At 39.1% G+C, this 25488-nt stretch carries 22 protein-coding genes, 1 tRNA gene and 1 other annotated feature; all 23 genes read right to left on the minus strand.

The genetic code is table 11. The features are described 5' to 3' along the window. Positions 1–17: 17 nt before the first annotated feature. Positions 18–605 carry a ribosome biogenesis GTP-binding protein YihA/YsxC gene (gene yihA, locus ACO1DI_RS08095; RefSeq protein WP_013059364.1) on the minus strand — a complete coding sequence of 196 codons (588 nt, stop codon included), beginning with the start codon at positions 603–605 and terminating at the stop codon, positions 18–20. After that, entirely contained in the window at positions 602–2926 is a 2325-nt protein-coding gene (gene lon, locus ACO1DI_RS08100; RefSeq protein ID WP_014458105.1) for an endopeptidase La, read from the minus strand. The genes yihA and lon overlap by 4 nt, the downstream gene beginning before the upstream one ends. Positions 2927–3186: 260 nt before the next feature. Next, positions 3187–4854 carry an ATP-dependent protease LonB gene (lonB, locus tag ACO1DI_RS08105; protein ID WP_014458104.1) on the minus strand — a complete coding sequence of 556 codons (1668 nt, stop codon included), beginning with the start codon at positions 4852–4854 and terminating at the stop codon, positions 3187–3189. Positions 4855–5006: 152 nt separating this feature from the next. Beyond that, the gene (gene clpX / locus ACO1DI_RS08110; RefSeq protein WP_013059367.1) at positions 5007–6272 is read right to left on the minus strand and encodes an ATP-dependent protease ATP-binding subunit ClpX; all 1266 of its coding nucleotides are present in this window, start codon (positions 6270–6272) and stop codon (positions 5007–5009) included. A gap of 384 nt (positions 6273–6656) precedes the next feature. Beyond that, a complete protein-coding gene (tig, locus tag ACO1DI_RS08115) occupies positions 6657–7943 on the minus strand; it encodes a trigger factor (protein WP_016765666.1) in 1287 nt (428 codons plus the stop codon). A 221-nt stretch (positions 7944–8164) separates the two neighbouring features. Beyond that, a complete protein-coding gene (locus tag ACO1DI_RS08120; protein ID WP_014458102.1) occupies positions 8165–9166 on the minus strand; it encodes a tetratricopeptide repeat protein in 1002 nt (333 codons plus the stop codon). A gap of 101 nt (positions 9167–9267) precedes the next feature. Next, the gene (gene leuD / locus ACO1DI_RS08125; protein ID WP_014458101.1) at positions 9268–9858 is read right to left on the minus strand and encodes a 3-isopropylmalate dehydratase small subunit; all 591 of its coding nucleotides are present in this window, start codon (positions 9856–9858) and stop codon (positions 9268–9270) included. Positions 9859–9872: 14 nt separating this feature from the next. Further along, complete coding sequence (gene leuC, locus ACO1DI_RS08130) at positions 9873–11288, minus strand: 3-isopropylmalate dehydratase large subunit (RefSeq protein WP_014458100.1); 1416 nt, start codon at positions 11286–11288, stop codon at positions 9873–9875. Between the two features lie 58 nt (positions 11289–11346). Continuing rightward, on the minus strand, positions 11347–12456 hold the full coding sequence (leuB, locus tag ACO1DI_RS08135) for a 3-isopropylmalate dehydrogenase (protein ID WP_014458099.1): 1110 nt from the start codon (positions 12454–12456) through the stop codon (positions 11347–11349). Between the two features lie 19 nt (positions 12457–12475). Then, positions 12476–14011, minus strand: coding sequence for a 2-isopropylmalate synthase (locus ACO1DI_RS08140; protein ID WP_014458098.1), 1536 nt, complete (start codon positions 14009–14011; stop codon positions 12476–12478). Next, positions 13998–15023 (minus strand): ketol-acid reductoisomerase, encoded by a 1026-nt coding sequence (gene ilvC, locus ACO1DI_RS08145; protein ID WP_013085141.1) that lies wholly within the window; start codon positions 15021–15023, stop codon positions 13998–14000. The genes ACO1DI_RS08140 and ilvC overlap by 14 nt, the downstream gene beginning before the upstream one ends. A 64-nt stretch (positions 15024–15087) precedes the next feature. After that, a complete protein-coding gene (gene ilvN / locus ACO1DI_RS08150) occupies positions 15088–15600 on the minus strand; it encodes an acetolactate synthase small subunit (RefSeq protein ID WP_013059375.1) in 513 nt (170 codons plus the stop codon). Next, positions 15597–17324, minus strand: coding sequence for an acetolactate synthase large subunit (gene ilvB / locus ACO1DI_RS08155; protein WP_153254654.1), 1728 nt, complete (start codon positions 17322–17324; stop codon positions 15597–15599). Before ilvB ends, ilvN begins: the two co-directional genes overlap by 4 nt. A 68-nt stretch (positions 17325–17392) precedes the next feature. After that, positions 17393–17646 (minus strand) — a binding site (T-box leader). A gap of 324 nt (positions 17647–17970) precedes the next feature. Further along, positions 17971–18044: transfer RNA gene (locus ACO1DI_RS08160), tRNA-Arg, on the minus strand. A gap of 125 nt (positions 18045–18169) precedes the next feature. Further along, positions 18170–18682 (minus strand): metallophosphoesterase, encoded by a 513-nt coding sequence (locus ACO1DI_RS08165; protein ID WP_014458096.1) that lies wholly within the window; start codon positions 18680–18682, stop codon positions 18170–18172. A gap of 15 nt (positions 18683–18697) precedes the next feature. Continuing rightward, on the minus strand, positions 18698–19291 hold the full coding sequence (locus ACO1DI_RS08170) for an XTP/dITP diphosphatase (protein ID WP_328233928.1): 594 nt from the start codon (positions 19289–19291) through the stop codon (positions 18698–18700). A gap of 9 nt (positions 19292–19300) precedes the next feature. Then, complete coding sequence (rph, locus tag ACO1DI_RS08175; RefSeq protein WP_014458094.1) at positions 19301–20047, minus strand: ribonuclease PH; 747 nt, start codon at positions 20045–20047, stop codon at positions 19301–19303. A gap of 134 nt (positions 20048–20181) precedes the next feature. Next, positions 20182–21267, minus strand: coding sequence for a GerMN domain-containing protein (locus ACO1DI_RS08180; protein ID WP_014458093.1), 1086 nt, complete (start codon positions 21265–21267; stop codon positions 20182–20184). Positions 21268–21380: 113 nt separating this feature from the next. Beyond that, positions 21381–22175 (minus strand): glutamate racemase, encoded by a 795-nt coding sequence (racE, locus tag ACO1DI_RS08185; protein ID WP_042991862.1) that lies wholly within the window; start codon positions 22173–22175, stop codon positions 21381–21383. A 10-nt stretch (positions 22176–22185) separates the two neighbouring features. After that, entirely contained in the window at positions 22186–22629 is a 444-nt protein-coding gene (locus tag ACO1DI_RS08190; RefSeq protein WP_014458091.1) for a MarR family winged helix-turn-helix transcriptional regulator, read from the minus strand. Between the two features lie 210 nt (positions 22630–22839). After that, complete coding sequence (locus tag ACO1DI_RS08195; protein ID WP_014458090.1) at positions 22840–23454, minus strand: PH domain-containing protein; 615 nt, start codon at positions 23452–23454, stop codon at positions 22840–22842. Positions 23455–23566: 112 nt separating this feature from the next. Further along, positions 23567–24565 carry an inorganic phosphate transporter gene (locus ACO1DI_RS08200; RefSeq protein ID WP_014458089.1) on the minus strand — a complete coding sequence of 333 codons (999 nt, stop codon included), beginning with the start codon at positions 24563–24565 and terminating at the stop codon, positions 23567–23569. A gap of 15 nt (positions 24566–24580) precedes the next feature. Further along, positions 24581–25213 (minus strand): DUF47 domain-containing protein, encoded by a 633-nt coding sequence (locus tag ACO1DI_RS08205; protein ID WP_223260325.1) that lies wholly within the window; start codon positions 25211–25213, stop codon positions 24581–24583. Positions 25214–25488 lie beyond the last annotated feature (275 nt).

A 25488-nucleotide genomic window follows, 5' to 3' on the forward strand; every position in this document is an offset into this window, starting at 1 on the left:
AACTTCTATTCCTTTGTTTAGTGAGTCATGCGATACTGCAAAGATTTCCACGCCTTATCTTTTCCTTCACCTGTTTCAGATGAGAAATGAATTAATTCATCATTTGGATCTAAATCTAGCGTTTCTCTCACTACTTTTAAGTGCTTTTGCCATTTTCCTTTAGGAATTTTATCAGCTTTCGTCGCGATAACCATAACGGGAAGGTCATGGTGCTTCAAAAACTCATACATCATAACGTCATCCTTTGAAGGGGCATGGCGTAGATCAACAATCATTAACACAGCTTTAAGCTGCTCGCGATTTGTTAAATACGTTTCAATCATTTTCCCCCATGCTTCACGCTCTTTTTTAGACACTTTTGCAAATCCGTAGCCAGGTACGTCTACAAAGTGAAGGATTTCATTAATTAAAAAGAAGTTAAGTGTTTGAGTTTTTCCAGGCTTAGACGACGTACGCGCTAAGCTTTTGCGATTGAGCATCTTATTAATAAAAGATGATTTTCCTACATTTGAACGGCCTGCTAACGCAAATTCTGGCAGGTTTTCTTTAGGATATTGTTCAGGGCGTACGGCACTGATGACAATATCGGCTTGAGTTACTTTCATTTTACCTCTCCTACTAGCGCATGTTCCAATACTTGGTCCACATGTGACACAAGAACGATGTCTAATTCCTCTTGTACACTGTCAGGGATATCTTCAATATCACGTTCATTATCATGAGGGATTAATATTTTAGTTAATCCGGCACGATGTGCACTAAGTGACTTTTCTTTTAATCCACCGATTGGTAATACGCGACCTCTTAGTGTAATTTCTCCTGTCATTCCTACTTCTCTACGCACTGGTTTACCCGTTAGTGCTGATACTAGAGCAGTGGCAATGGTAATTCCTGCAGAAGGTCCATCCTTTGGTACAGCTCCTTCTGGAACATGGATATGAATATCATGTTTTTCATAAAACTTTTCATCAATTCCTAGTTTCTCTGCATTTGAACGCACGTAGCTAAATGCTGCCTGAGCTGATTCTTTCATCACGTCTCCAAGCTTTCCAGTTAGCACTAGTCTTCCTTTACCAGGGGACAAGCTTACTTCAATGGCTAGCGTGTCTCCTCCTACAGTTGTGTAAGCAAGACCTGTAGCAACGCCGACTTGATCTTCCGTCTCAGCCTGTCCGTAACGGAACCTAGGCTTACCAAGGAATTCTTCAAGCGTTTTGGCCGTCACCACCACGCGCTTTTTCTCGCCAGAGACTACGATACGAGCTGCTTTTCGGCAAATTGAAGCAATTTCGCGTTCAAGGTTACGAACACCAGCTTCTCTCGTATATAAACGGATGATTGCTGTTAACGCGTCATCACGAATCTGTAAATTGCCCTTTTGCAATCCGTGATTTTCTAGCTGGCGCAGCAATAGGTGACGCTTCGCGATTTCAAGCTTTTCCAGCTCCGTGTAACCAGCAATTTGAATAATTTCCATTCGATCGCGCAGCGGCCCTGGAATCGTAGCTAAGTTATTAGCTGTAGCCACGAACATCACTTTTGATAAATCATACGTTTCTTCTATATAGTGATCGCTGAAATTATGATTTTGTTCAGGATCCAATACTTCTAACAAAGCAGAAGACGGGTCTCCTCGGAAATCATTTGACATTTTATCGATTTCATCAAGCAGAAATACCGGATTAATCGTTCCTGCTTTTTTCATTCCTTGAATAATGCGTCCAGGCATAGCTCCCACGTACGTGCGACGATGACCGCGGATTTCCGACTCATCTCTCACGCCGCCTAGAGATACTCGTACAAAATGACGATCTAGAGACGTAGCAATTGAACGGGCTAGGGATGTTTTCCCTACGCCAGGAGGTCCTGCTAAACATAAAATAGGACCTTTAAGAGATTTTGTCAACTGCTGCACAGCTAGATATTCTAATACGCGTTCCTTCACTTTTTCAAGGCCATAGTGCTCATCGTTCAGCACTTGTTCAGCATTATGAATATTGAGCGTATCTTCCGTTTCATTTGTCCAAGGTAGCGCAATCAACCACTCGATATAATTTCGAATGACTGAGCTTTCAGCGGAGGTAGCAGGAATTTTTTCATAGCGATCCAATTCTTTAAACGCCACTTGTTTGACATGGTCCGTCATCCCACTTGCTTCAATTTTTTCGCGAAGTGTTGCTACTTCTCCTGTCTTTCCTTCTTTGTCTCCAAGCTCTTTTTGAATCGCCTTCATTTGCTCACGAAGATAATACTCTTTCTGAGTGCGTTCCATTGATTTCTTTACACGCTGTCCAATTTTTTTCTCCAGCTGCAAAACTTCTTGCTCGTCTTGAATATGAGAAATGATCGTATTTAATCTTTCTTTCACATCAGTTGTTTCTAAAATTTCTTGTTTAAGCTGAATTTTTATTGGTAAATGAGAGGCTACAATATCTGCTAATCTTCCTGGTTCTTCAATGTCACTTACGGTTGAAAGAGTTTCAACGGACACCTTTTTGGAAAGTTTTATGTATTGTTCGAAATAGTCTAAAAGCGTGCGCATCAGCGCTTTATCTTCTACATCAACCTGATGTTCTTCGTTTTGCTTTTCCACGTGTACAACAAAATATTCTTCGCTGTCTTCAAATTCTGTAACGGTTACGCGATTTAGTCCTTCTACTAAGACGCGCATCGTTCCATTCGGCAGCTTTAGCATTTGTTTAATTTTTGCTAACGTACCGGTTCTATATAAATCCTCTTTTGTTGGTTCATCGATACCCATATCTTTTTGTGATACTAAACAAACTAAGTGATCATCCATCATTGCTTTTTCTAATGCTTGCACAGATTTATCTCGCCCAACATCTAAATGAAGCACCATTGTCGGATAGACGATCAAACCTCGTAAAGGCAATAGCGGCATTGTCAATTTTTCTTTTTCTGCCATGCAATGAACACCTCCAATGCTCGTCAATTAAAGTATGTAAAGTGTGAATTCTTTTAACAATTTTATCTCATTTGTATACACATTGTCTAACAATAGTAATTACTAATTGTATCATGAGAAAGAATTAAAAGGCAAAATATATCTTTTTAAGCTCTTTTCATAAAAAAACGCCTTTTTCGTTGGCTGTGTATAAAGGTTTTATACGCGAAAAAGGCGATGAATATTCATCTGACCATTAATTTTTAATTATCATGATAGAATTAGCTAGATTCTCTATTTGAAATAGCTGGATCTACCGACAAATGTGCAACATGCTCATGTACAGACAATAGTGCTTGTTCAAACACTTCTGTTAAATGATGGACAGGAATAATATCGATACCTTTTACCTTTTCTACCATTGCATTCATATTTTCTTTTGGCACAATCACCGTCTGAACGCCTGCTTGTTTTGCTGCCTTGATTTTTGGAATTACACCGCCAATTGGCTTTACGTTGCCGTGCAGACCAATTTCTCCTGTCATTGCTACCGTATGTTTAATTGGCACTTCATAAATCGCTGAGTAGATCCCTGTTGCCATAGCAATACCAGCAGAAGGCCCATCAATTGGCACTCCCCCCGGAAAGTTCACATGAATATCATACTCATCGGCTGGAACATCCATCGAGCGAAGAACAGTTATGACATTTTCAATTGAGCTTTTAGCCATACTTTTACGGCGAATAGACTTCCCTTGAGTCCCTATACTTTCCTCTTCAACGATACCCGTAATAATAATGTTCCCTTTCTCTTTTGCAGGAATCGCTTTGACTTCAATCTCTAAAAGTGCTCCAGAGTTGGGCCCGTACACCGCTAACCCATTAATAAGTCCAACTTTTTCCTCATCTGCAATTTTCGGATCGTGTCTTGGAGATAGTTGACTAGAATGAACAATCCATTCAATATCTTCATTTTTAATGTCCGTTCGTTCCTCTGATATCGCTAATCCAGCCGCAATTTGCATCATATTAACCGTTTCACGTCCATTGCGTGCATATGTAGAAAACAGAGATAAACCTTCTTCTGATATATCCATTCTTACTTTATTTGCTGCTTTTTTTGCAACTGTAATAATTTCGTCGCGATCAAGCTCACGGAAAAATACCTCTACGCATCTGGAACGAATGGCAGGTGGAATTTCATTAGGCGTTCTAGTCGTCGCACCAATCAAACGAAAGTCTGCTGGCAAACCATTTTGAAAAATATCGTGAATGTGTGTCGGGATTTGTGTGTTTTCTTCACTGTAATAAGCGCTTTCCATAAACACTTTTCGATCTTCTAGAACCTTTAACAGCTTATTCATCTGAATAGGATGGAGCTCTCCAATTTCATCAATAAATAAAATTCCCCCGTGTGCATCTGTAACCGCTCCTTGTTTTGGCTGCGGAATTCCAGCTTGGCCCATGGCACCCGCTCCTTGGTAAATGGGATCATGAACAGACCCAATTAAAGGATCAGCAATGCCTCGCTCATCAAAACGCGCCGTAGTTGCATCTAACTCTACAAATACTGCTGCTTGTTTAAAAGGTGATTTTTTATTTTTTTTTGCTTCTTCTAACACTAAACGTGCTGCTGCTGTTTTTCCTACTCCAGGCGGCCCGTATACAATCACGTGCTGTGGATTAGGGCCGCAAAGGGCAGCCTTTAGTGACCGAATTCCATCTTCTTGGCCGACAATATCGGAGAAGCTAGACGGCCTCACACGTTCGGCAAGCGGCTCAGTTAAAGAGATGGCTCTCATTTTCTGCAATTGCTCCATTTCTTTCTTTGAATCCCGGTCAATTGAGACTTTTTGCGTACGCTGATTGCGTAATAAATTCCAAAAATATAAGCCAATGATGATACCAAAAAAAAGTTGGACCATTAAGGCAATATTCGTCCAGTTCATAGATAAACCTCCTGCGCAGTTTAGTAAGATAATTATCAGTTATTATCTCCTTGCAGCAGTAGGAATAAACAAGATTCTAGTAAAAAGTAAAATTTAGTTGTCCTTTATCAACAGAAAAAAGCCAGGTACTCAATTTGAGTACCTGGCTTTTTTTATGCTGATGTTTTGCTGCCTTCTTGAATAGTAGATCCGTCTTCTAATACGAACTTAGGAGCCGCTTGATCACGAACAGTTTCACCTGTGATAATACATTTTGTAATATCATCACGTGAAGGAAGATCAAACATTACATCTAACATAATACCTTCAATGATTGAACGTAGACCACGAGCACCTGTTTTACGCTCGATTGCTTTTTTAGAAATTTCTACTAAAGCCTCGTCTTCGAACTCAAGTTCAACGTCATCAAGTTCAAGCATTTTCTGATATTGTTTCACTAGTGCATTTTTAGGTTTTGTTAAAATCTCAACTAGCGCTTCTTCATCAAGAGGTACTAAGCTAGCAGTAACCGGTAAACGACCAATAAACTCTGGAATCAAACCAAATTTTAATAAATCTTCCGGTAATACTTTTGCTAGTAACTCTTTTTCTGTAAAGTCTTGTTGTTTTGTTTCTGAACCGAAACCAATTACTTTTTTACCTAGACGGCGCTTAATAATAGGTTCGATTCCGTCAAATGCACCACCGCAAATAAATAAGATATTTGTTGTATCAATTTGAATAAATTCTTGATGAGGGTGTTTGCGTCCACCTTGAGGAGGAACACTTGCTACAGTACCTTCTAAGATTTTAAGAAGAGCCTGCTGCACACCTTCACCTGATACATCACGTGTAATAGATGGGTTTTCAGACTTACGCGCTACTTTATCAATTTCATCGATGTAGATGATACCTTTTTCAGCTTTCTCCACATCGTAATCAGCTGATTGAATTAATTTTAATAAGATGTTTTCAACATCTTCTCCTACATAACCCGCTTCTGTTAGAGATGTTGCATCTGCAATCGCAAACGGTACGTTTAAAATACGAGCCAATGTTTGAGCTAGTAAAGTTTTACCGCTTCCTGTAGGTCCAATTAATGCAATATTACTTTTTGATAACTCAACGTCATCAATTTTACTGTTTGAATTGATTCGTTTGTAATGGTTGTATACCGCAACGGATAACGATTTTTTCGCATCCTCTTGGCCAATTACATACTCATCTAAAATGTCACGAATTTCTTTTGGTTTTGGTACATCTTTAAATTCTACTTCTTCTTCTGTACCTAACTCTTCTTCTACGATTTCCGTGCAAAGTTCAATACATTCATCGCATATGTAAACACCTGGACCCGCAACTAACTTGCGTACTTGTTCTTGTGTTTTACCACAAAATGAGCATTTTAACTGCCCTTTTTCATCGTTAAATTTAAACATAATTTTCACCCCTTGTAGTATTTACTAAAGTGCTCGAAGCTGATTTCTATCCGCGCTATAGCCCAACAACATGAACAACTCATCTATTTGTAGGTAAATGCCCCTCTTTATCACATAGTAAAAGCGCTATGAAAAGATTTGTATTGCATTTTACCATACATTTTCTTGAATAGATACTAAAACGTTTTATGTATATGTTGTTGATGAGCATAACAGAATGGAGATCTGCTATTATATAGTGTCCTCTTATTGGGCCTATTTCATAACCACGGATTTCAAACAATGGGTTAAAGCTGCTTCTACGGTGTTGGTTATGATATAAAAAAACTATTGAAGTTTATAAAACAAGGCACGATCAAGTCGCGCCTTGTTTCTTACTTACTATTATGCAACAGCTTTGCTGTTTTCTACAAGAAATTCAACTGCTTTACGTACTTTCATGTCTTCTTTAATGCTATCAAGACTGCCAAGCACTTTCTTAATTTCTTCGACAGGCATGTTGTACATTCCTGCCATGTTTTCTAATTCTTTTTCTACTTCTTCTTCGCTTACTTCAAGATTTTCAGCTTTTGAAATAGCTTCTAGCGTTAAGTTGATTTTCACACGCTTTTCAGCATCCGGACGCATTTGGTCGCGAAGAGCTTTTTCATCTTGACCTGAGAATTGGAAATAAAGTTCAAGGTTAAGACCTTGCATTTGTAAACGTTGTTCAAACTCTTGCATCATACGATCCATTTCAGTGTTGAACATTGCTTCTGGAATTTCTACTTCAGCATTTTCAGCAGCTTTTTCTACTAAAGTGTCGCGAAGAGCTGATTCCGCTTGATTCTCTTTATCGCTTTGTAATTTTTCTTTTGTTTTTGCTTTTAACGCTTCTAAAGTTTCTACTTCTTCATCTACGTCTTTTGCAAACTCATCGTCTAAAGCTGGAAGCTCTTTAGATTTGATTTCGTGTAATTTCACTTTGAATTTAGCAGCTTTACCAGCTAGCTCTTCAGCGTGATACTCTTCAGGAAATGTTACTTCCACTTCTTTTTCAGCGCCTACTTCAAGACCAACTAGTTGCTCTTCAAAGCCAGGGATGAATGTGTTAGAACCGATTTCTAAAGAATAGTTTTCGCCTTTTCCGCCTTCGAATGCTTCGCCATCAACAAAACCTTCAAAGTCGATTACAGCTGTATCACCTTCAGCTACAGTTCCTTCTTCTTTAACAACTAGTTCAGCGTGACGCTCTTGAAGTGTTTTTAATTCAGCTTCAACGTCTTCATCTGTTACAGTTGTATCTACTTTTTCTACTTCTAAGTTTTTGTATTCGCCTAATTTAACTTCAGGCTTAACAGTTACTTTAGCAGTGAAAACTAAAGGTTGTCCTTTTTCGATTGTTTCAACATCGATTTCTGGACGATCAACCGGCTCGATACCAGCTTCAACAATTGCATTGCTGTAAGCTTCAGGTAATAAGATGTCTAGTGCATCTTGGTATAAAGACTCTACGCCAAAACGTTTTTCGAAAAGTGGACGAGGCATTTTACCTTTACGGAACCCTGGTACGTTTACTTGCTTTACAACTTTTGTGAATGCTTTATCTAAGGCTTTATCAAACTCAGCAGCTTCAACTTCTACTGTTAAAACGCCTTGATTTCCTTCTTGTTTTTCCCATTTTGCAGACATGAATGTTTCCCTCCAAAATCATTTTAAGTAGTGATTTCTAAATTAGATAATGCAGATAGCCTATCAGTTCAACCCTCAATCATTATCTATTTAACTCCCTATTACTTTAAAGTAAGTAGGAATGTAATGTAAAGATGAAATTCTACTATACGTATTTAAGTGCATTTTACAACCATTATATTATAACATACAACAATGACGTTTCAACTAAACACCACATTTTATATAAAAGAAATTTCTTCAATTTCTTTTAGCACTTTAATTGCCTTTCTTAATTCAGCTGCGGAGAAACTTCCGTCTTCCTCTGCTACAGCTGCATCTGACTCTTCTCCTTGCATCATCAGACTAACAGCATACACCGCTTCTGTCCAAAGTTTTACATTATCACCCGGTAAAAACGGAAATGTAATAAATAAATGACGCTGCCATATTTCAACGGCAACCTGCAGCAATGTAGGATTTTCATGCTCCAGCTTTTCCGTCAGCTGCGCTTCTACTTGCTCGGCAAACAAATACGGTGTTGTTCGTTGAAGCTGAAGCGCATTTACTTTTTTCGTCTCTCCAAACTTACTAATCATAAAATCAATGTCTACTTCTTCTTCCATGACTGTTTTTAAAGCGACTGTTTTTACGATAGGGTGAACAGCTTCAGATGAAAATAGCTGTTCCAGAAAGAAGCGCTGCTTTTCAATTCTCTTTGTTTTTAATGAATGAACCCATTCAAGCTGATCCTGAATATTGTCTAGAGCTGTGAATGATTTAAACTGCTCTAGCTGTTCTTCTTCTGTTTGTTCTTCTATGACTTGTTCTTGATTCATTCTATTTTTACAGAACTCCAATAGCTGATAAAGCTGTTCAGCATGTTCAGAAGGGAGTTTGTGTTCTTGAATAACTGCTTGTAGAGTGACATATCCTTCATGATAATGACCAAGCTGAATTAACACCATGAGGTACATTTGCAAATTATGATAATAATCGCCAATATCTTCTTTCAGCATTTGCTCACATAATTCCTTAGCTATGCCTGCATCACCGAGCTCGACGTGACAAATAACAAGGCCAAGCAAAATTTCATGATGCTTATTATCAAGTTCGTAGGCCTGCTCAAATAAAGGAAGTGCTTCTTGAAATTGCTTGTGCTGCATATGTTCTGTAGCTTTTTCAACCAACCGTTCTTTTAATAGAGGAAAAGCTACAATTTTGTTTTGTTGTTCATTCGACATGTTTTCTCCCCACTTCGCGGTCCATTTGCTTTACAGTTTAGCAATTGAATTAACGGAACGCAAAAAAATCGAGCAAAATCATAATTTTGCTCGATTTTTGGTTAATATCTTACCGTTTTTGCTTCATAAGCAGAAATGTCGTCTTCAAAAGAAAGCGTATAGCCAATTTCATCATATCCATTAACAAGCATATATTTCCAATGGCCATTGATATCAAACGTACGTTCAAAACCTGTTTCATCGGTAATTTTTTGCTGATGAAGATCGATTGTACAGGCGTAAGAAGCACTTTGAGACTCTTTCATTAAATAGGAAACATCTTCTTTTGGTAAAACAATAGGTAAAATACCATTTTTCAGACAGTTTTGTTTAAAAATATCCGCAAATGACGGTGCGATAATAGCACGGAACCCGTAGTCTAAAAGCGCCCATGGAGCGTGTTCACGTGACGAACCACACCCGAAGTTCTCGTCAGCTACAAGAATTGTTGCTCCTTGATTTTGAGGCTGATTTAGTTCAAACGTTTCATTTAACGTTTCATCTTCGTTATATCGCCAATCAAAAAATAGAAATTGTCCAAAGCCAGTACGCTCAATTCTTTTCAAAAATTGCTTTGGGATAATTTGATCAGTATCTACGTTTGCTCGGTCGAGACCTGCTACTTTCCCTGTATGGATTGTAAAAGCATTCATCTGTGTTCTCCTCCTTATCGCACCGCTTGTTCTTGTAGTTTGCGTACATCAACAAAATGTCCATATACCGCTGCCGCTGCTGCCATTACCGGGCTTACTAAATGCGTTCTGGCGCCTTTTCCTTGACGTCCTTCAAAATTCCGGTTAGAAGTGGACGCACAGTGTTCGCCTTGTGGAACTAAGTCAGAGTTCATGCCTAGACACATGCTGCAGCCTGAGTCTCTCCAATCAAAACCTGCTTCAATAAAAATAGCAGATAACCCTTCTTCTTCAGCCACTCGCTTTACTTTTTGAGAACCTGGTACAATGATTGCTCGCACATCTGGTGACACTTTCTTTCCTTTAATAAAGGCTGCCACGTCACGAAGATCAGACAAACGAGCATTTGTACATGAACCGATAAATACATGCTGAACTGGAATCTCTTCTATTGCCATGCCAGGCTGTAAGCCCATGTACTCAAGTGCTCGTGACAAAGACTTTTTCTCAGCTTCTGTTTTACACTCTTCTAATGTAGGAACCTGCTTGCTAACATAAGAACTCATCGCCGGGTTTGTTCCCCACGTTACAACAGGTTCAATTGTATCTGCATCAATTTCCAGCGTTTCATCGTACGTTGCACCTTCATCTGTTGCTAAAGCTGCCCAAGCTTCTACTGCTTTTTCAAACTGTTCTCCTTTAGGAGCATACTGACGTCCTTTAATATAAGAGAAAGTGACATCGTCTGGACTGATTAAACCAGCTTTTGCACCGGCTTCAATAGACATATTACAAATGGTCATGCGCTCTTCCATTGAAAGATCGCGAATACATTCGCCCGTAAATTCCACGATTGAACCCGTTCCAAAATTCACGCCGAACTTTTGAATAATCGCTAACACGATGTCCTTAGCATAAACACCAGGCTGCTTTTTGCCATTCACTTTTACTTGAAGCGTTTTTGGTTTTGCTTGCCATAGCGTTTGTGTTGCCAAAACATGCTCTACCTCACTAGTTCCTATCCCAAAAGCAAGCGCTCCAAACGCACCGTGAGTAGATGTATGGCTATCTCCGCACACAATGGTTTTTCCAGGCTGAGTTAATCCTAATTCCGGTCCAATGATATGCACAATTCCTTGCTCTTCACTTGTTAAATCTAAAAGCTTCACACCAAACTCATGACAGTTTTCGGATAGTTTGTCTACTTGTTTCTTTGCAATCGGATCTTTAATATTAAAACGGTCAACCGTTGGAATATTGTGATCCATTGTAGCAAACGTTAAGTCTGGACGCTTCACTTGGCGATTTGCCACGCGAAGACCTTCAAATGCTTGAGGGGACGTTACTTCATGAATAAGATGAAGATCGATATATAATAAGTCCGGCTTCCCCTCTTCTCGACGTACAACATGTTGTTCCCAAAGCTTATCAATAATTGTTTTTGGTTTCATACTGCTCCTCCTTTCTGATTATGAAAAACGTTTCTCACAAAACGTGAGAAACGCATGATTAACTGTAAGCTGTCATAATGCTTGAAATGGCAGAATCATTGGCAATTACCGCAGTTATCGCCTCCACCATTTTATCGGTACCTAAATAATGATTACCGTCTGCTAAGTCAGCTGTTCGATGACCTGCATGTAATACACTTTCAACCGCTTGTTCAATCACTGCTGCTTCTTTTTCTAACCCAAATGAATGTCTAAGCAACATTGCTGCAGATAAAATAGCAGCAATCGGATTAGCTTTGTTTTGACCAGCAATATCTGGTGCAGAACCGTGAACCGGTTCATATAAAGATGGACCATCAGCCGTTAAGCTCGCAGATGGCAACATTCCTAACGATCCTGTCAGCATAGAAGCCTCATCACTCAAAATATCACCAAACATATTTTCAGTTACCACTACATCAAAATATTTCGGATTACGAATTAACTGCATAGCGGCTGAATCTACAAGCATGTGCTCAAGCTCTACATCCGGGTAGTCTTTTGCTACTTCTTCAGCTACTTCACGCCACACTCTACTAGACTCAAGTACATTCGCTTTATCAACAGACGTTACTTTTTTACGTCGATTTACAGCCGTGTCAAATGCTTGGCGAATAATTCTTTCAATTTCTGTACGCTTATAAAATAATGTGTCAACAACTGTTTCTTCATTTCCTTCTGTTCGGCGCTCGCTAGGCTTACCAAAATATAAGCCTCCTGTTAGCTCGCGGACGATAATGAAGTCAACACCTTCAATGTATTCTTTTTTCAGAGGAGAGGCATCCGCTAAGCTATCATAAAACGTCACCGGACGAAGATTAGCATATAAATCCAGTTCTTTTCGGATAGCTAGCAAACCTTTTTCCGGTCGCAAATGCGAAGGGTTACGATCCCATTTTGGCCCTCCAACCGATCCAAGTAATACAGCATCCGCCTGCTTACAAGTCTCAATTGTACTTTCTGGAAGAGGTGTGCCCGCCTCATCAATTGCAGCTCCGCCAATTAGTCCATACGCAAACTCAAATTGATGATCAAAGCGCTCTCCAATTGCTTTTAAAACGGCAACAGCGCCTTTCGTTACTTCTGTTCCTACGCCGTCACCCGGTAATACAGCGACTTTTTTTGTCATGGTGGTCTCTCCCTTCAGTTCACATTACTTCTTGCTTTGTACGATGCTGCTGAATAGCGATTAAACGATTAATAGCGTTCAGATATGCTTTCGCTGACGATTCTAATACGTCAAATGCTACTCCGCGTCCGCTTGCTTCAGTTCCTTCGCTTTCAACCTTCACAAATACTTCAGCTAGTGCATCCGGCCCACCGTTAATAGACTGAATACGATAGTCTAATAGTTTTACATCTTGTTCAACACAGCGCTGCAGCGTATTATAGATAGCTTCCACGCTTCCAGATCCCGTAGCTGCTTCTTGAATCTCTTCGCCGTTTTCTTTGCGAAGCGTAATCGTAGCCGTAGGAATATTGTTCGTACCATACTGAACTTGCAGACTTTCAAGCTTATATTCACTGTCTTTGCTAACTTGCTTTTGAATGACTAATGCTAATAAATCATCATCGGTAATGTCTTTTTTCTTATCTGCTAAGTCTTTAAACTTCTCAAAAAGCACGTTTGCTTCTGTATCTTCCAATGTGAATCCAAGCTCTACTAAGCGTGTACGGAACGCATGACGGCCTGAGTGTTTACCAAGCACAATTGGATTTTGTTTAACACCCACAAGTTCTGGGGAAATAATCTCATATGTTAACGGATTTTTTAAGACGCCATCTTGGTGAATACCTGATTCATGAGCAAAAGCATTTTTTCCGACAATTGCTTTATTTGGTGCAATATTCATTCCGGTAAGCTTACTGATAATGTCACTCGTACGCTTGATTTCAGGCAAGATAAGACCTGTGCTCGCTTGATAGAAATCTTGACGGACATGAAGCGCAAGTGCTACTTCTTCAAGAGCTGCGTTACCCGCACGTTCTCCGATTCCGTTAATCGTTCCTTCAATTTGAGTAGCTCCTGCTTCAATAGCAGCCATTGAATTGGCCACAGCTAGCCCTAAGTCATCGTGACAGTGAGCTGACAAATCAACTTTATGAATATTTGACACATGTTCTTTTAAGTAATGAAATACTGATTGATAGTCACCAGGAGTGATAAATCCTACTGTATCTGGAATATTAACGACTTTTGCACCAGCATCAATAACTGCTTCTACAATTCTAGCTAAAAACGGTAAATCTGTTCGACATGCATCTTCAGCAGACCATTGAACAACCGGGAATTTTTTACTTGCGTACTTCACCATTTCCACTGCTGTTTCAAGTACTTCATCAGGTGTTTTTTTCAATTTATGCTGCATATGAATTTCGGAAGTAGCGATAAAGACATGCAGTCTTGGTTCTGCACTTTCTTTTAACGCTTCCCATGCAATGTCAATATCTTTTGTAACAGACCTTGCAAGGCCTGTTACAGAAGAATTTTTGACAATAGACGCAATTTCTTTTACGGATTGAAAATCACCTTTTGAAGAAGCGGGAAATCCAGCTTCAATGATGTCGATACCTAATCGCTCTAACTGCTTAGCAATTTCAAGCTTTTCTTGTAGGTTCAAATTGACTCCAGGTGACTGTTCACCATCGCGTAGCGTCGTGTCAAATAGTTTAATTTTTTGCACTAGCGATCACCGCTTCTTTCTTTTGTTTTTTAACAAATGGCATCATTTCACGTAATTGAGCGCCAACTTTTTCAATTAAATGTTCGTTTTCACGGTTATTGATAGCTGTAAATTCCGGACGATTTGCTTGGTTTTCTAGGATCCAGCCTTTTGCAAATTTACCTGTTTGGATATCTTCAAGAACTTTTTTCATTTGTTCTTTTGAACGCTCATCTACAACGCGTGGTCCTGAAACGAAGTCACCCCATTGAGCTGTATCAGAGATTGAATAACGCATGCCTTCCATTCCGCCTTCATACATAAGGTCAACAATTAATTTTAATTCGTGTAAACACTCAAAATATGCAACTTCCGGTTGGTAGCCAGCTTCTACAAGCGTTTCAAAACCAGCTTTAACTAATGAAGTTAAACCACCGCAAAGTACTGCTTGCTCACCGAAAAGATCTGTTTCTGTTTCTTCTTTAAATGTTGTTTCTAACACACCCGCACGAGCTGAACCGATTGCTTTAGCATAAGCTAACGCTACGTCTTTTGCTTCGCCAGTTACATCTTGGAATACTGCGAACAACGCCGGTACGCCAGCTCCTTCTTCATACGTTCTTCTTACAAGGTGACCAGGGCCTTTTGGAGCTACTAAGAATACGTCAACGAATTCAGGTGCTACGATTTGGTTAAAATGAATGTTGAAACCGTGAGCAAATACTAAAGATTTTCCTGGTTTTAGTCCTGGAAGAATTTCTTCGTTATAAACTTTTGGCTGATACTCATCTGGAAGTAATACCATTACTACTTCCGCTTGTTGAACTGCATCTTTTACAGATAATACAGTGAAACCGTCTTGCTCTGCTTGATCCCATGATTTACCTTTACGTAATCCTACTACCACGTTTACTCCGCTGTCGCGTAAGTTTTGTGCATGAGCGTGACCTTGTGAACCATAACCTACGATTGCTACTGTTTTACCTTGTAATAATTGATCCTTTGCATCTCCGTTATAATATACCTTTGTCATAATAAATCTCTCCTCTTAGTTTATATAGTTTTATATAGTTTACTTGGTTAGTAACTAGCTAGAATTAAATGATTGATGAAAGTTTGGCTGCTGCTTTTTGCGTACCGCGCGGAACAGCTACTGTTCCCGTGCGCGTTACTTCTTTTAATCCATAAGGCTGAAGTAGATCAATCATCGCTTCAATCTTGCTGGATTCACCTGTTACTTGAATAATTAAGCTGTCGCGGCTTACATCAATGATGGTTGCACGGAAAGGTTCAATTACTGCATAAAGTTCGTTACGGCTCGCTGGCGTAGAGGCTACTTTCATTAAAGCAAGCTCTCTTGATACCACCGCTTGATCTGTAATATCTTGAACCTTCAACACGTCAATCTGCTTATTTAACTGCTTAATCACTTGTTCAGCAGCGTTATCATGCTCTACGTTCACAACAAACGTCATGCGTGATACATCTTCAGATTCAGTGTGACCTACCGAAATACTCTCAATATTGAAATTTCTTTTTGTAAATAACCCCGTCACGCGATTTAATACGCCCGCACGGTTTAATACAGTTGCTGTAATAATTCGCTTCATGGTTTCACCCCTACCATTTCATGTAATCCTTTTCCAGGTGCAACCATTGGATATACGTTTTCTTTAGGTGCGACAAAGAAGTTTAGTAAAACAGGTCCATCTGTTTCCATTGCTTCTTTTAAAGCCGCGTGCGCTTCTTCTTCAGTAGAAGCTTGTAAACCTTTGATATCATAAGCTTCTGCAAGCTTCATTAAATTAGGCTGATTCGGAATTAAAGAGTGTGAGTAGCGTTCTTCATAGAAGATTTCCTGCCACTGACGAACCATACCAAGCGACTGATTGTTAAGCACAACCACTTTTACAGGTAAATTTAATTCTCTAATAACTCCTAATTCTTGAAGCGTCATTTGAAATCCACCGTCACCAACGACTGCTACAACTGTTTTATCTTTGTTTGCCAGCTGAGCGCCGATTGCAGAAGGTAATCCAAAGCCCATAGTGCCGAGACCACCTGAAGTTACCCATCGATCTGGATTGTTAAATGTGTAGTATTGAGCTACCCACATTTGATGTTGCCCAACGTCCGTTGTAACAACGGCATCTCCATTTGTATACTTGTGAAGCAACTCAACTACTTTTTGTGGTTTTAACACGTCCCCTGAGTTCTGATACCATAATGGATATTCTTGCTTCCACGCCGCTAATTTCTCATGCCATTTCGTATAATCTCCAACTTCTCCTTCTTGCAGAAGCAATTGCTTCAATACTTCTTTTGCATCTCCAACAATTGGAATCTTGGTTGGAACATTCTTTCCAATTTCCGCTGGGTCGATGTCAATGTGAGCAATTTTTGCATTTGGTGCAAAATGCTTCAAGTTACCTGTTACTCGGTCATCAAAGCGTGCACCGATACTAATGAGAAGATCACTCTCATAAATTGCCATGTTTGCTGTGTAGGTTCCGTGCATACCAGCCATTCCTAAATGAAGCGGATGATCTGCAGGAAAACAGCCCAACCCTAAAAGCGTATTAATAACCGGAATATTTTGACGTTCAGCATAATTTTTTAATTCTTCTGAACCTTTACTCAATAACACTCCCGCACCTGCTAGAATAACAGGTTGTTTTGCAGCTGCTACTGCGTCTGTTAATTTTTTTACCTGCAGCTGATTTGGAAAATAAGTTGGCTGATAGCCAGGTAAATCAATTTCTCCTTCGTAATTAAATGTTCCATCACCCTGTGCCATATCTTTTGGAATGTCGATTAAGACTGGACCAGGTCTTCCTGTTGTCGCAATATGGAATGCCTCTTTGATGATTCTCGGCATATCGCTGATATTGCGTACTTGATAGCTATGTTTTGTAATTGGCATTGTGATCCCTAATACATCTGCTTCTTGGAACGCGTCAGAACCAATTACACTTGAAGCTACTTGACCAGTAAAAACAACTAAAGGAAGTGAGTCAATCATCGCATCTGCCAAACCTGTTACGATATTTGTTGCACCAGGACCACTTGTTGCGATAACTACACCGGGTTTGCCTGAAATTCTTGCGTACCCTTCTGCTGCGTGAATTCCACCTTGTTCGTGACGAGCAAGTACGTGAAACATTCCTGAACCGTATAGCTTATCGTAAATCGGTAAAACGGCTCCCCCTGGGTAACCGAAGATGACGTCAACATTTTCTCTTCTTAGAGATTCAATCAACATGTCAGCTCCATTCATTTGTGCCCCAGTGCTTACAGGTTCTTTCGTTTGCATATTGGCTCCCACTTTTCTCATCCTTTCGTTTTCTAGATAAAAGAAAAAAGACTTCTCACCCCTAAATAGACCCTATCAAATGATATAGGTCAAGGGGCGAAAAGTCTTTTGTACTTTACGCGGTACCACCCTCGTTTGTAATCGTAATGATTACCTTATGAATGTATAATGTACATTCTTTTTGATAACGAGTGCTTTGGAAGTACACTCGGTCGCCCTTACTGAATTTCAGGGTAACACTCTGAGGTGAGTTCATTTTGAGTTGGTAACGTCGGCTTCCAGCAACCCGACTCTCTGTTGATACCTAAACATCAAAACTACTTATCCTCTTCAACGTTTTAAAACGCTATATGCTTTTTGAACAATGCTTTACACATCATATTTTAAATTAATTACAATTAATTAAAATTTTTAGAAAACTTATATTTGAGGACTATCTTACGCCCATTTCTATGCATAGTCAACCACTTTTCGAGATTTTTTTAGATAATTTAGACTAAACAGAATATTTGAATGCGTTTTCATTATTGATGTAATAAGGGTTTATAGCAGTTCAAAAAGTTTTTCTGAAACGTTCATTTGTACACACTGAATGAACAAACATTCACTTTTAAGATAAATAAAAAAAACCGGTTTTTACTTAAAAGTAAAAACCGGTTTTTTTGGACGTCCCAGGAGAGATTCGAACTCCCGACCGACGGCTTAGAAGGCCGTTGCTCTATCCTGCTGAGCTACTGGGACATAATGTTAAAGTGTATCAAAGACAATACTTATTATATTCAAATATAATTTAAAAGTCAACGTTTTTTTGAAATTTTATGAGAAGAGAGGTAAAAAACCTTCTCTTCTCCCTATATTTGGCTATATTATGCTGAAAGTGTACAGGTTAACTGCATGCTAGGAATATGTTTACCGCTTATATCGTAAAACTGCACGGTAGCTTCTGTACCATCCACTACTAGTATAGCATACGTACGTTCTTTTCTCATACGAGGAAGTAACATACTTCCTGGATTGATAAATAAAACTCCGTCCATGAGCTCAGCTCCCGCTATGTGAGAATGCCCAAAACAAACAACGTTTGCCCCGACTTCTCTCGCTTTGTAATGCAGATTCATCATAGACATTTTAACATTATATAAGTGACCGTGTGTAACCAGACACGTAGCTTCTCCAAGCGACTCTACTCGATCATTAACGTAAGATGCATCGTAGTCACAATTTCCTCGAACGCCTAAAAACGCAGACATTTCTTTGCTGTCTTGCGGCAACTCAGAATCCCCACAATGGATCATCTTATCTACATCAGCATGTCTCTCTCTGATAGTGAGCAGTTCTTCTTGTAACCCGTGGCTATCGCTTACAATTAATAGTTTCACACGTCATCACTCCTTCTAAAATTGCGCATCAATTAGCGGTGCTAGTTTTTGTAACGCATTTGCTCGGTGACTAATCTGATTTTTTTGCTCTTTGGTCAATTCTGCCATGGAGCAGTTCCATTTTTCTACAAAGAAAATAGGATCGTACCCAAAGCCGTTTTCGCCTCTTTTTTCTTCCAAGATGCGCCCTTCACACGTGCCCTCTACAATCTCTGTTCTCTTTCCGGGCACTGCAATAGCAAGGGCACAATGAAAGCGTGCCGTGCGCTTTTCAAACGGCACGTCATTTAATTTTTGAAGTACCTTCTCTATATTAGCATTATCATCTTTATTTTCACCAGCATAACGCGCGGAATAAACGCCCGGCTCCCCGTTTAAGGCATCAATAGCAAGCCCAGAATCATCGGCAATAACCGGCTTATTTAATGCTGATGAAATGGTCTCGGCCTTTAGCTTGGCGTTCTCCGCAAATGTAACGCCCGTTTCTTCCACGTCTTCAATCTCAGGAAAATCAAGAAGCGATTTTACTTTAAATCCCTTTGGTGAGAAAAGTGTTTCAAAATCTTTTACTTTGCCTGCATTTTTAGTTGCAATAATGATTTCACGCACGTTAATCCCTTACCTTTCTTTAACCGGAATGTAAGCAGCCAGGTGATCAAGAACTTCCTTTTGCTGTTCAATCAATTGATAAACACCCTGTTCCCCTAAATCTAGAAGATGGTTTAACTGTTCTCTCGAAAACGTCGATTCCTCTCCCGTTCCCTGTAATTCTACAAACTGTCCGCTTCCTGTCATCACAATATTCATGTCAACTTCCGCTGTCGAATCTTCTTCATAATTTAAATCTAAAATTGAATTTTCACCATGGATACCTACTGAAGTCGCAGCTAAGTAATCACGAATAGGAATTTCTGTTAGCTTATTCTCTTCAACCAGCTTTCCAAATGCTAAAACCATAGCCACAAAAGCACCTGTAATCGATGCTGTTCTTGTTCCGCCATCTGCTTGAATAACATCACAATCAATCCAAATTGTCTTTTCTCCGACCTTTTCCAGATCGACTACAGAACGAAGAGCTCGTCCGATTAGACGCTGAATTTCCATTGTTCGTCCTGTGACTTTACCTTTTGATGATTCACGTATATTTCTTTGTGCCGTAGCTCGAGGCAGCATAGAATATTCAGCTGTAATCCATCCTTTTCCTTGTCCACGCATAAAAGGAGGCACTCTGTCGTCTATGCTTGCTGTACAAATAACCTTTGTGTCTCCCACCGAGATTAATACAGATCCTTCTGGATGCTTTAAGTATGAAGTATGAAGAGATACAGGTCTCAATTCATTAAATTCCCTACCGTCCAAACGCATTAAGCATGTCCTCCTATTAATTCATTTATATGTAATAGTCTCTTCCATTTTAACTATAAAACAGCGGAAAGAGGTCGCTATTTCAGCAGACCTCTTTCTACTTAGTCCTTTACTAGTATAACAAAAATTTGTTTTTAAAAACTACCTGTGTTCACATTTTTAGGTCTTGAAACTGGTTCCGTTAATTTTTTCCCTTTTTCATCTTTTAGCGTTTTTTTGCCATTCACCTTAATGGCAACGCTGTCTACGGCTTTTTGTTCCGTCAGCGATAACACCAAGGAGTCGAGAACATGCTGAGAAATTTCCGTTCCTTTTAAATTCCCAAAGATGTTTTTATTAAAGTTCAGCGTTAACTCACCATCCGCATACTTTGGAGCTGCTACGAGCTTTGCATCAGGATTAAAATCTGTCACTAAACCTGATGCAGGCGCAGGTCCTTCTACAAGTTCGTTCACAATTGCAGTGTACATATCTTTGTCATCAGAAGCAATTCGTTTTGTGACAGGAACATAGTAAGTTTGTTTGCCCTCTTGAGCTAAGTAGTAAATTGTAACTGGCTTCGTTTGAGTTACGTCAACTACTCCAGTATTATCAAAGTTAATGCCGTCTGCTCTGCTTAACCCTTTACTGATTGGCGTATGATTTACAGGCATCTCATCTTTATCATAGCCGTTAATGCGAATTTTAACTTTATTTACGCCTTCAAACTGCGTCAGCGTCCAAGTGACGGCCTGCAGGATACGGAGTTCATCTTCTTTTTTATACTCAGCAAATTCAGGTGAAAAATCTGCTACCATCGTGCCGTCACTTTCCAGCTTTGTCCCTAAAACTCTTGTATCAGCAGGAAGAACCGCTCGGAAATTATTTGGCAATAAGTTTGTGACTGGTCCACCCTCTACTAAATATTCAAGAGACTGTTTAGCGACACCTTTTGATTTAGGAATTTCAAGCGTCTGGGGAACAACGTACCCGTTTTTATCAATTAAGTAGAGTTCTCTTTTTGTAGGAGCAGATGTTTCTGCCGCTTTACTTTGTTTTTTATTAGCTTCCGTTACTTTCGCTTCAGTCGCTAATGATTTTTCGTCTTTCACATAGGTGACATCCTTTGGCGGATCAATTTCCTTTGCTGCGTTATCCCCTCCGAAAAGTCCACAGCCGGATAACAACACAGATGTGGTCACCACGGCGGATATGAGAACAAATTTGGTCTTTTTGGACATTCCTTTCCCTCCTCAGACTGTTTGTACTACTATGTATACGAGCTTATTTGCATTTTAGACCAGCTCAAAAAAGTTTTTGACTACAAAAAAACCGAGCGTGATATGCTCGGTTTTTAAAGCTTGATATGTTCAACATTATATACAGGGTGCTCAAACCATTTAGATGCAATGGATTGAAACAGTTCTGTTGATCCTGTTGTATAGAAGTAGTGTTCGGGTTCCATGTTTCTAGGAGCTAGTAAATTGCTATAAGAAAGAATGGCACTTACCTCTATTGCCGTTTCTTCACCAGAACTGATTAGCTGAACTCGAGGCCCAATTGCTTCTTGAATAACTGGCTTTAATAACGGATAATGCGTACACCCTAAAATAAGGGTATCCATATCTGTATGATAAAAAGGTTTTAATGTTTCTTTTACAATTCGCTGCGCTTCCGGTCCTTCATAATTACCGCTCTCTACAAGAGGTACAAACAAAGGGCATGCTAAATTTTCCACTTCCACTCTCGTATGAAGAGCGCGGAGTGCATGTGTATAGGCTTGACTTTTCACGGTTCCGTTTGTGCCGATTACGCCTATTTTATGATTTTTAGTGACTTTAAGCGCAGCGCGTGATCCTGGTTCAATGACGCCTATAACCGGAATGTTGAGCTGTTCTTGAATTTCATCCAGTACAACTGCTGTAGCCGTATTGCACGCAATAACAAGCATTTTAATATCTTTAGCTATTAAATAATTAGTCATCTCCCATGTGAAAGCTCGTACTTCTTCACTAGGACGAGGACCGTATGGGCAGCGGGCTGTATCTCCAATATACATAATTTGTTCTTTCGGAAGCTGTCTCATAATTTCCTTTGCTACCGTTAATCCGCCCACCCCTGAATCTATAACACCAATTGGTCTACTCAAAACAATCGCCTCATTTTTCTTTCATTTCATCATGTAATTTTCGTAACGTTACTCGTAAAACTTCCGTTTCACTAGGAGAGAAGTTTGACAGTACGCCGTTTAAATATGTTTGTCTCTTTTCAATTACTTCTTCGATAACGCGCGCTCCTTCAGGAAGCAAATGGATACGTACTACGCGGCGGTCCTTGGGGTCTTTCACTCGAACTACCAGCTTATTCTTTTCCATACGATCTACTAAATCTGTCGTTGTGCTACAAGCGAGAAAAATACGATTTGATAAATCACCAATTGTCATATCTCCACGTTCAAACAGCCACTGCAAAGCAATAAACTGAGGTGGCGTAATCGTATAGTCTTCTAAAATTTCTCTTCCTTTTTGTTTCACAATCGCCGCAATATGTCGAAGTGACTTTTCTAATTCTGCCACTGTATCCTCATTATTTTTTACTGTCATACCATAATCCTTTCCACCTATAAGTCTTATTTTCTATCATTTTTATTAGTTAAGTCCGCCTCTGCTGTTTCTCTTTTCTATTTTATATTGTGCTCTTTTTTCAGTGATTTTTCAAGGTTAACATGAGGATTATCTAACGTTCATTATAAGTCTACACAATCTTATCCAACGCAAAAAACAGCTGTTCCATAAAAGGAACAGCTGTTTCTATTAATTATTGATATACAGCTCGAAAACTGAACTGAAATCTTTTGTTGTGTAAGCTGTTTTTTTATCTAATAACCAAGAAAACGTGGCTTCGTTAATTTCTTTAAATTCATCAGCGACACTTCCGCTTGTACTTCTTGTGCTGCTTAGCGTAGAAGAAGCTAGCTGAATGCTTTGTTTAGCAAAATCGAGCGCAATTTCATTTTCACGCGTTATTTCAGACATTTTAAACAGCGCTTTATATAAATCTTTTACCTCTTCTATGTGCTTTTTATGTACATCGATAGAAAAAGTCTCCCCGCCAATTTTAAATTTAATTTCTACATCTAAATCGACAGTTCCAGCCGTTTCTAGCATCACGTTTGAAATATGATGTGTGCTGTAGTTATAGCGGCGAAGCATTCGCTTTTTACTTGTAGCACTCGTTCCATCAAGGTGAATGAGCGCTTTATTGGTAAAGCAGTATTCATCTGACTTTGATTTGATTAGAAAATAAATCTTTTCTTGCTCTTCATGCATCACGTAATCATCTGCATCTACCTTGTCATAATCAACGGGCTTAATAACAGAACCAATATCACTTAGCCCCAACACATCAGCAGCTACTTTTCCAAACATTCTCCCATCTCCCTTTTAAAAATGATTGTGTTATTTTTATGTTTTAAGTGTACTGTGCAAATGATGGGATGTAAACAAAAAAGGAGCTTCTTTAAAAGAAGCTCCCCATTTATTAAAAGAACAAATTTAAAATCATATAGATAAGTGCAGCTAATGAAGCTGAAATTGGCAATGTGATAACCCATGTAATTACCATGCGCTGTGCAGTTCCCCATTTTACACCTTTCACTCGGTGAGCAGAACCTACACCTAAAATAGAAGATGAAATAACATGAGTAGTACTAACAGGTAAATGAATAAACGTTGCTCCAAAGATAATTGCAGCACCCGTTAAGTCTGCAGCTACACCATTAACAGGACGAATTTTCATAATTTTACCACCAACGGTTTTAATGATTTTCCATCCACCAATTGACGTTCCAAGCCCCATTGCAACCGCACAAGCCAGCTGTACCCACCACTGAATCTCAGTACCACTTTGCATATTGTTCGCAATAAGCGCTAGCGTAATGATACCCATTGCTTTTTGCGCATCATTGGTACCGTGTGTGTACGATTGTAGAGCTGCAGTTAAGATTTGAACGCGGCGAAAACGCTTATTCGTTTTCGTTAAGTTATGGTTTTTAAACGTTAGTTTGATAATCGTATAGACAATATAACCTACTACAAAAGCTAACACCGGTGAAATTAGAAGTGCTTCAATGATTTTAATGAAGCCTTTGTAATTTAAAGCACCAAATCCAGCTGCTGCAATAGCTGCTCCTGCAATCGATCCAATAATTGCATGAGAAGAACTACTCGGAATACCGAAATACCACGTGATTAGGTTCCACGCAATAGCAGAAATTAACGCAGCTAAAATAACGACAGAACCATTTTGAAGCGTATAAGGGTCAACGATATCCTTCGTAATCGTTTTGGCTACGCCCGTAAAGGTCATAGCACCAACAAAGTTCATAGTTGCGGCTAAAAGAATTGCATGTCGCGGTTTTAAAGCTTTGGTTGAAACAGAAGTTGCAATAGCATTAGCTGTATCGTGAAATCCGTTGATAAAGTCAAATGCAAGTGCACCAACTACGATTAGAATGGTTAATATTAGCATTGAATCCATTATAATGTAGCCCCGTTACGCATTCTTCATAATAACTGATTCTAAGTTGTTCGCAACCGTTTGACAATAGTCCGCAATTTCTTCTAGCGTTTCATAAATTTCTTTATATTGAATAACTTTAATTGGATCTTTACATGTTGCAAATAATTGTTTTAATGCACGACGATATAATGTATCACAATGTGACTCATACTCTTTAATTTTAATTGCATGCTCACTAATTTGAAGAAGCTTTTTCTCAGACAACAAATTAATCGTAATTAAAATCTCTTCAGCACAGCCTTGAATATTTTTAACAAATTCAGCTACATATTCATCAAATTTTGTAATTGAATGAATTTCCATTAAAGCAGCAAAGCTGTCGATGCCATCAAGTACATCATCCATGCTCATCGCTAGCTGTAAAATATCTTCACGCTCAATTGGAGTAATAAATGCTTTATTTAACTCAGTAATCACTGTATGCACGTATTTATCACCTTTTGATTCATAGGCTTTTAAAACGTTGGCAAATTCTTTTAGGTCAGATACATTTTGAAGTTCAAAGCTGCCTAAAAACTCCGCTGAGTCCTTAATATTTTGGGCAATGTCCATTAACATTTCAGAAAACTTGTCTTTTTTTCTTTTGATCACGTTGCAATCCTCCATCCAATTTATCGAAACTTTACCACTCGTTTTTTCTCTCTGTCTTTTTATATGTGTTCTAGTTTCTTTTTTCATTTAAAGTAATGGATAAAACATAGCTGTTCATTACTATAACGAGAGAAACCACCTCTCTTGTGTATCAAAAAATTCTAAAAAAACAAACGTGTACCAGAGCAAAAGTCCCAAAAAGTGGTTCTTTTCCTTGTAGGTTATGCGATTCATTTTTTTACGCCAAGTCAAAAATTACTCCTATTATTGTTAATTGTCAATAACTTTTC

It is taken from the genome of Priestia sp. 40, from assembly GCF_049368575.1.
Lineage (GTDB): Bacteria > Bacillota > Bacilli > Bacillales > Bacillaceae_H > Priestia > Priestia zanthoxyli.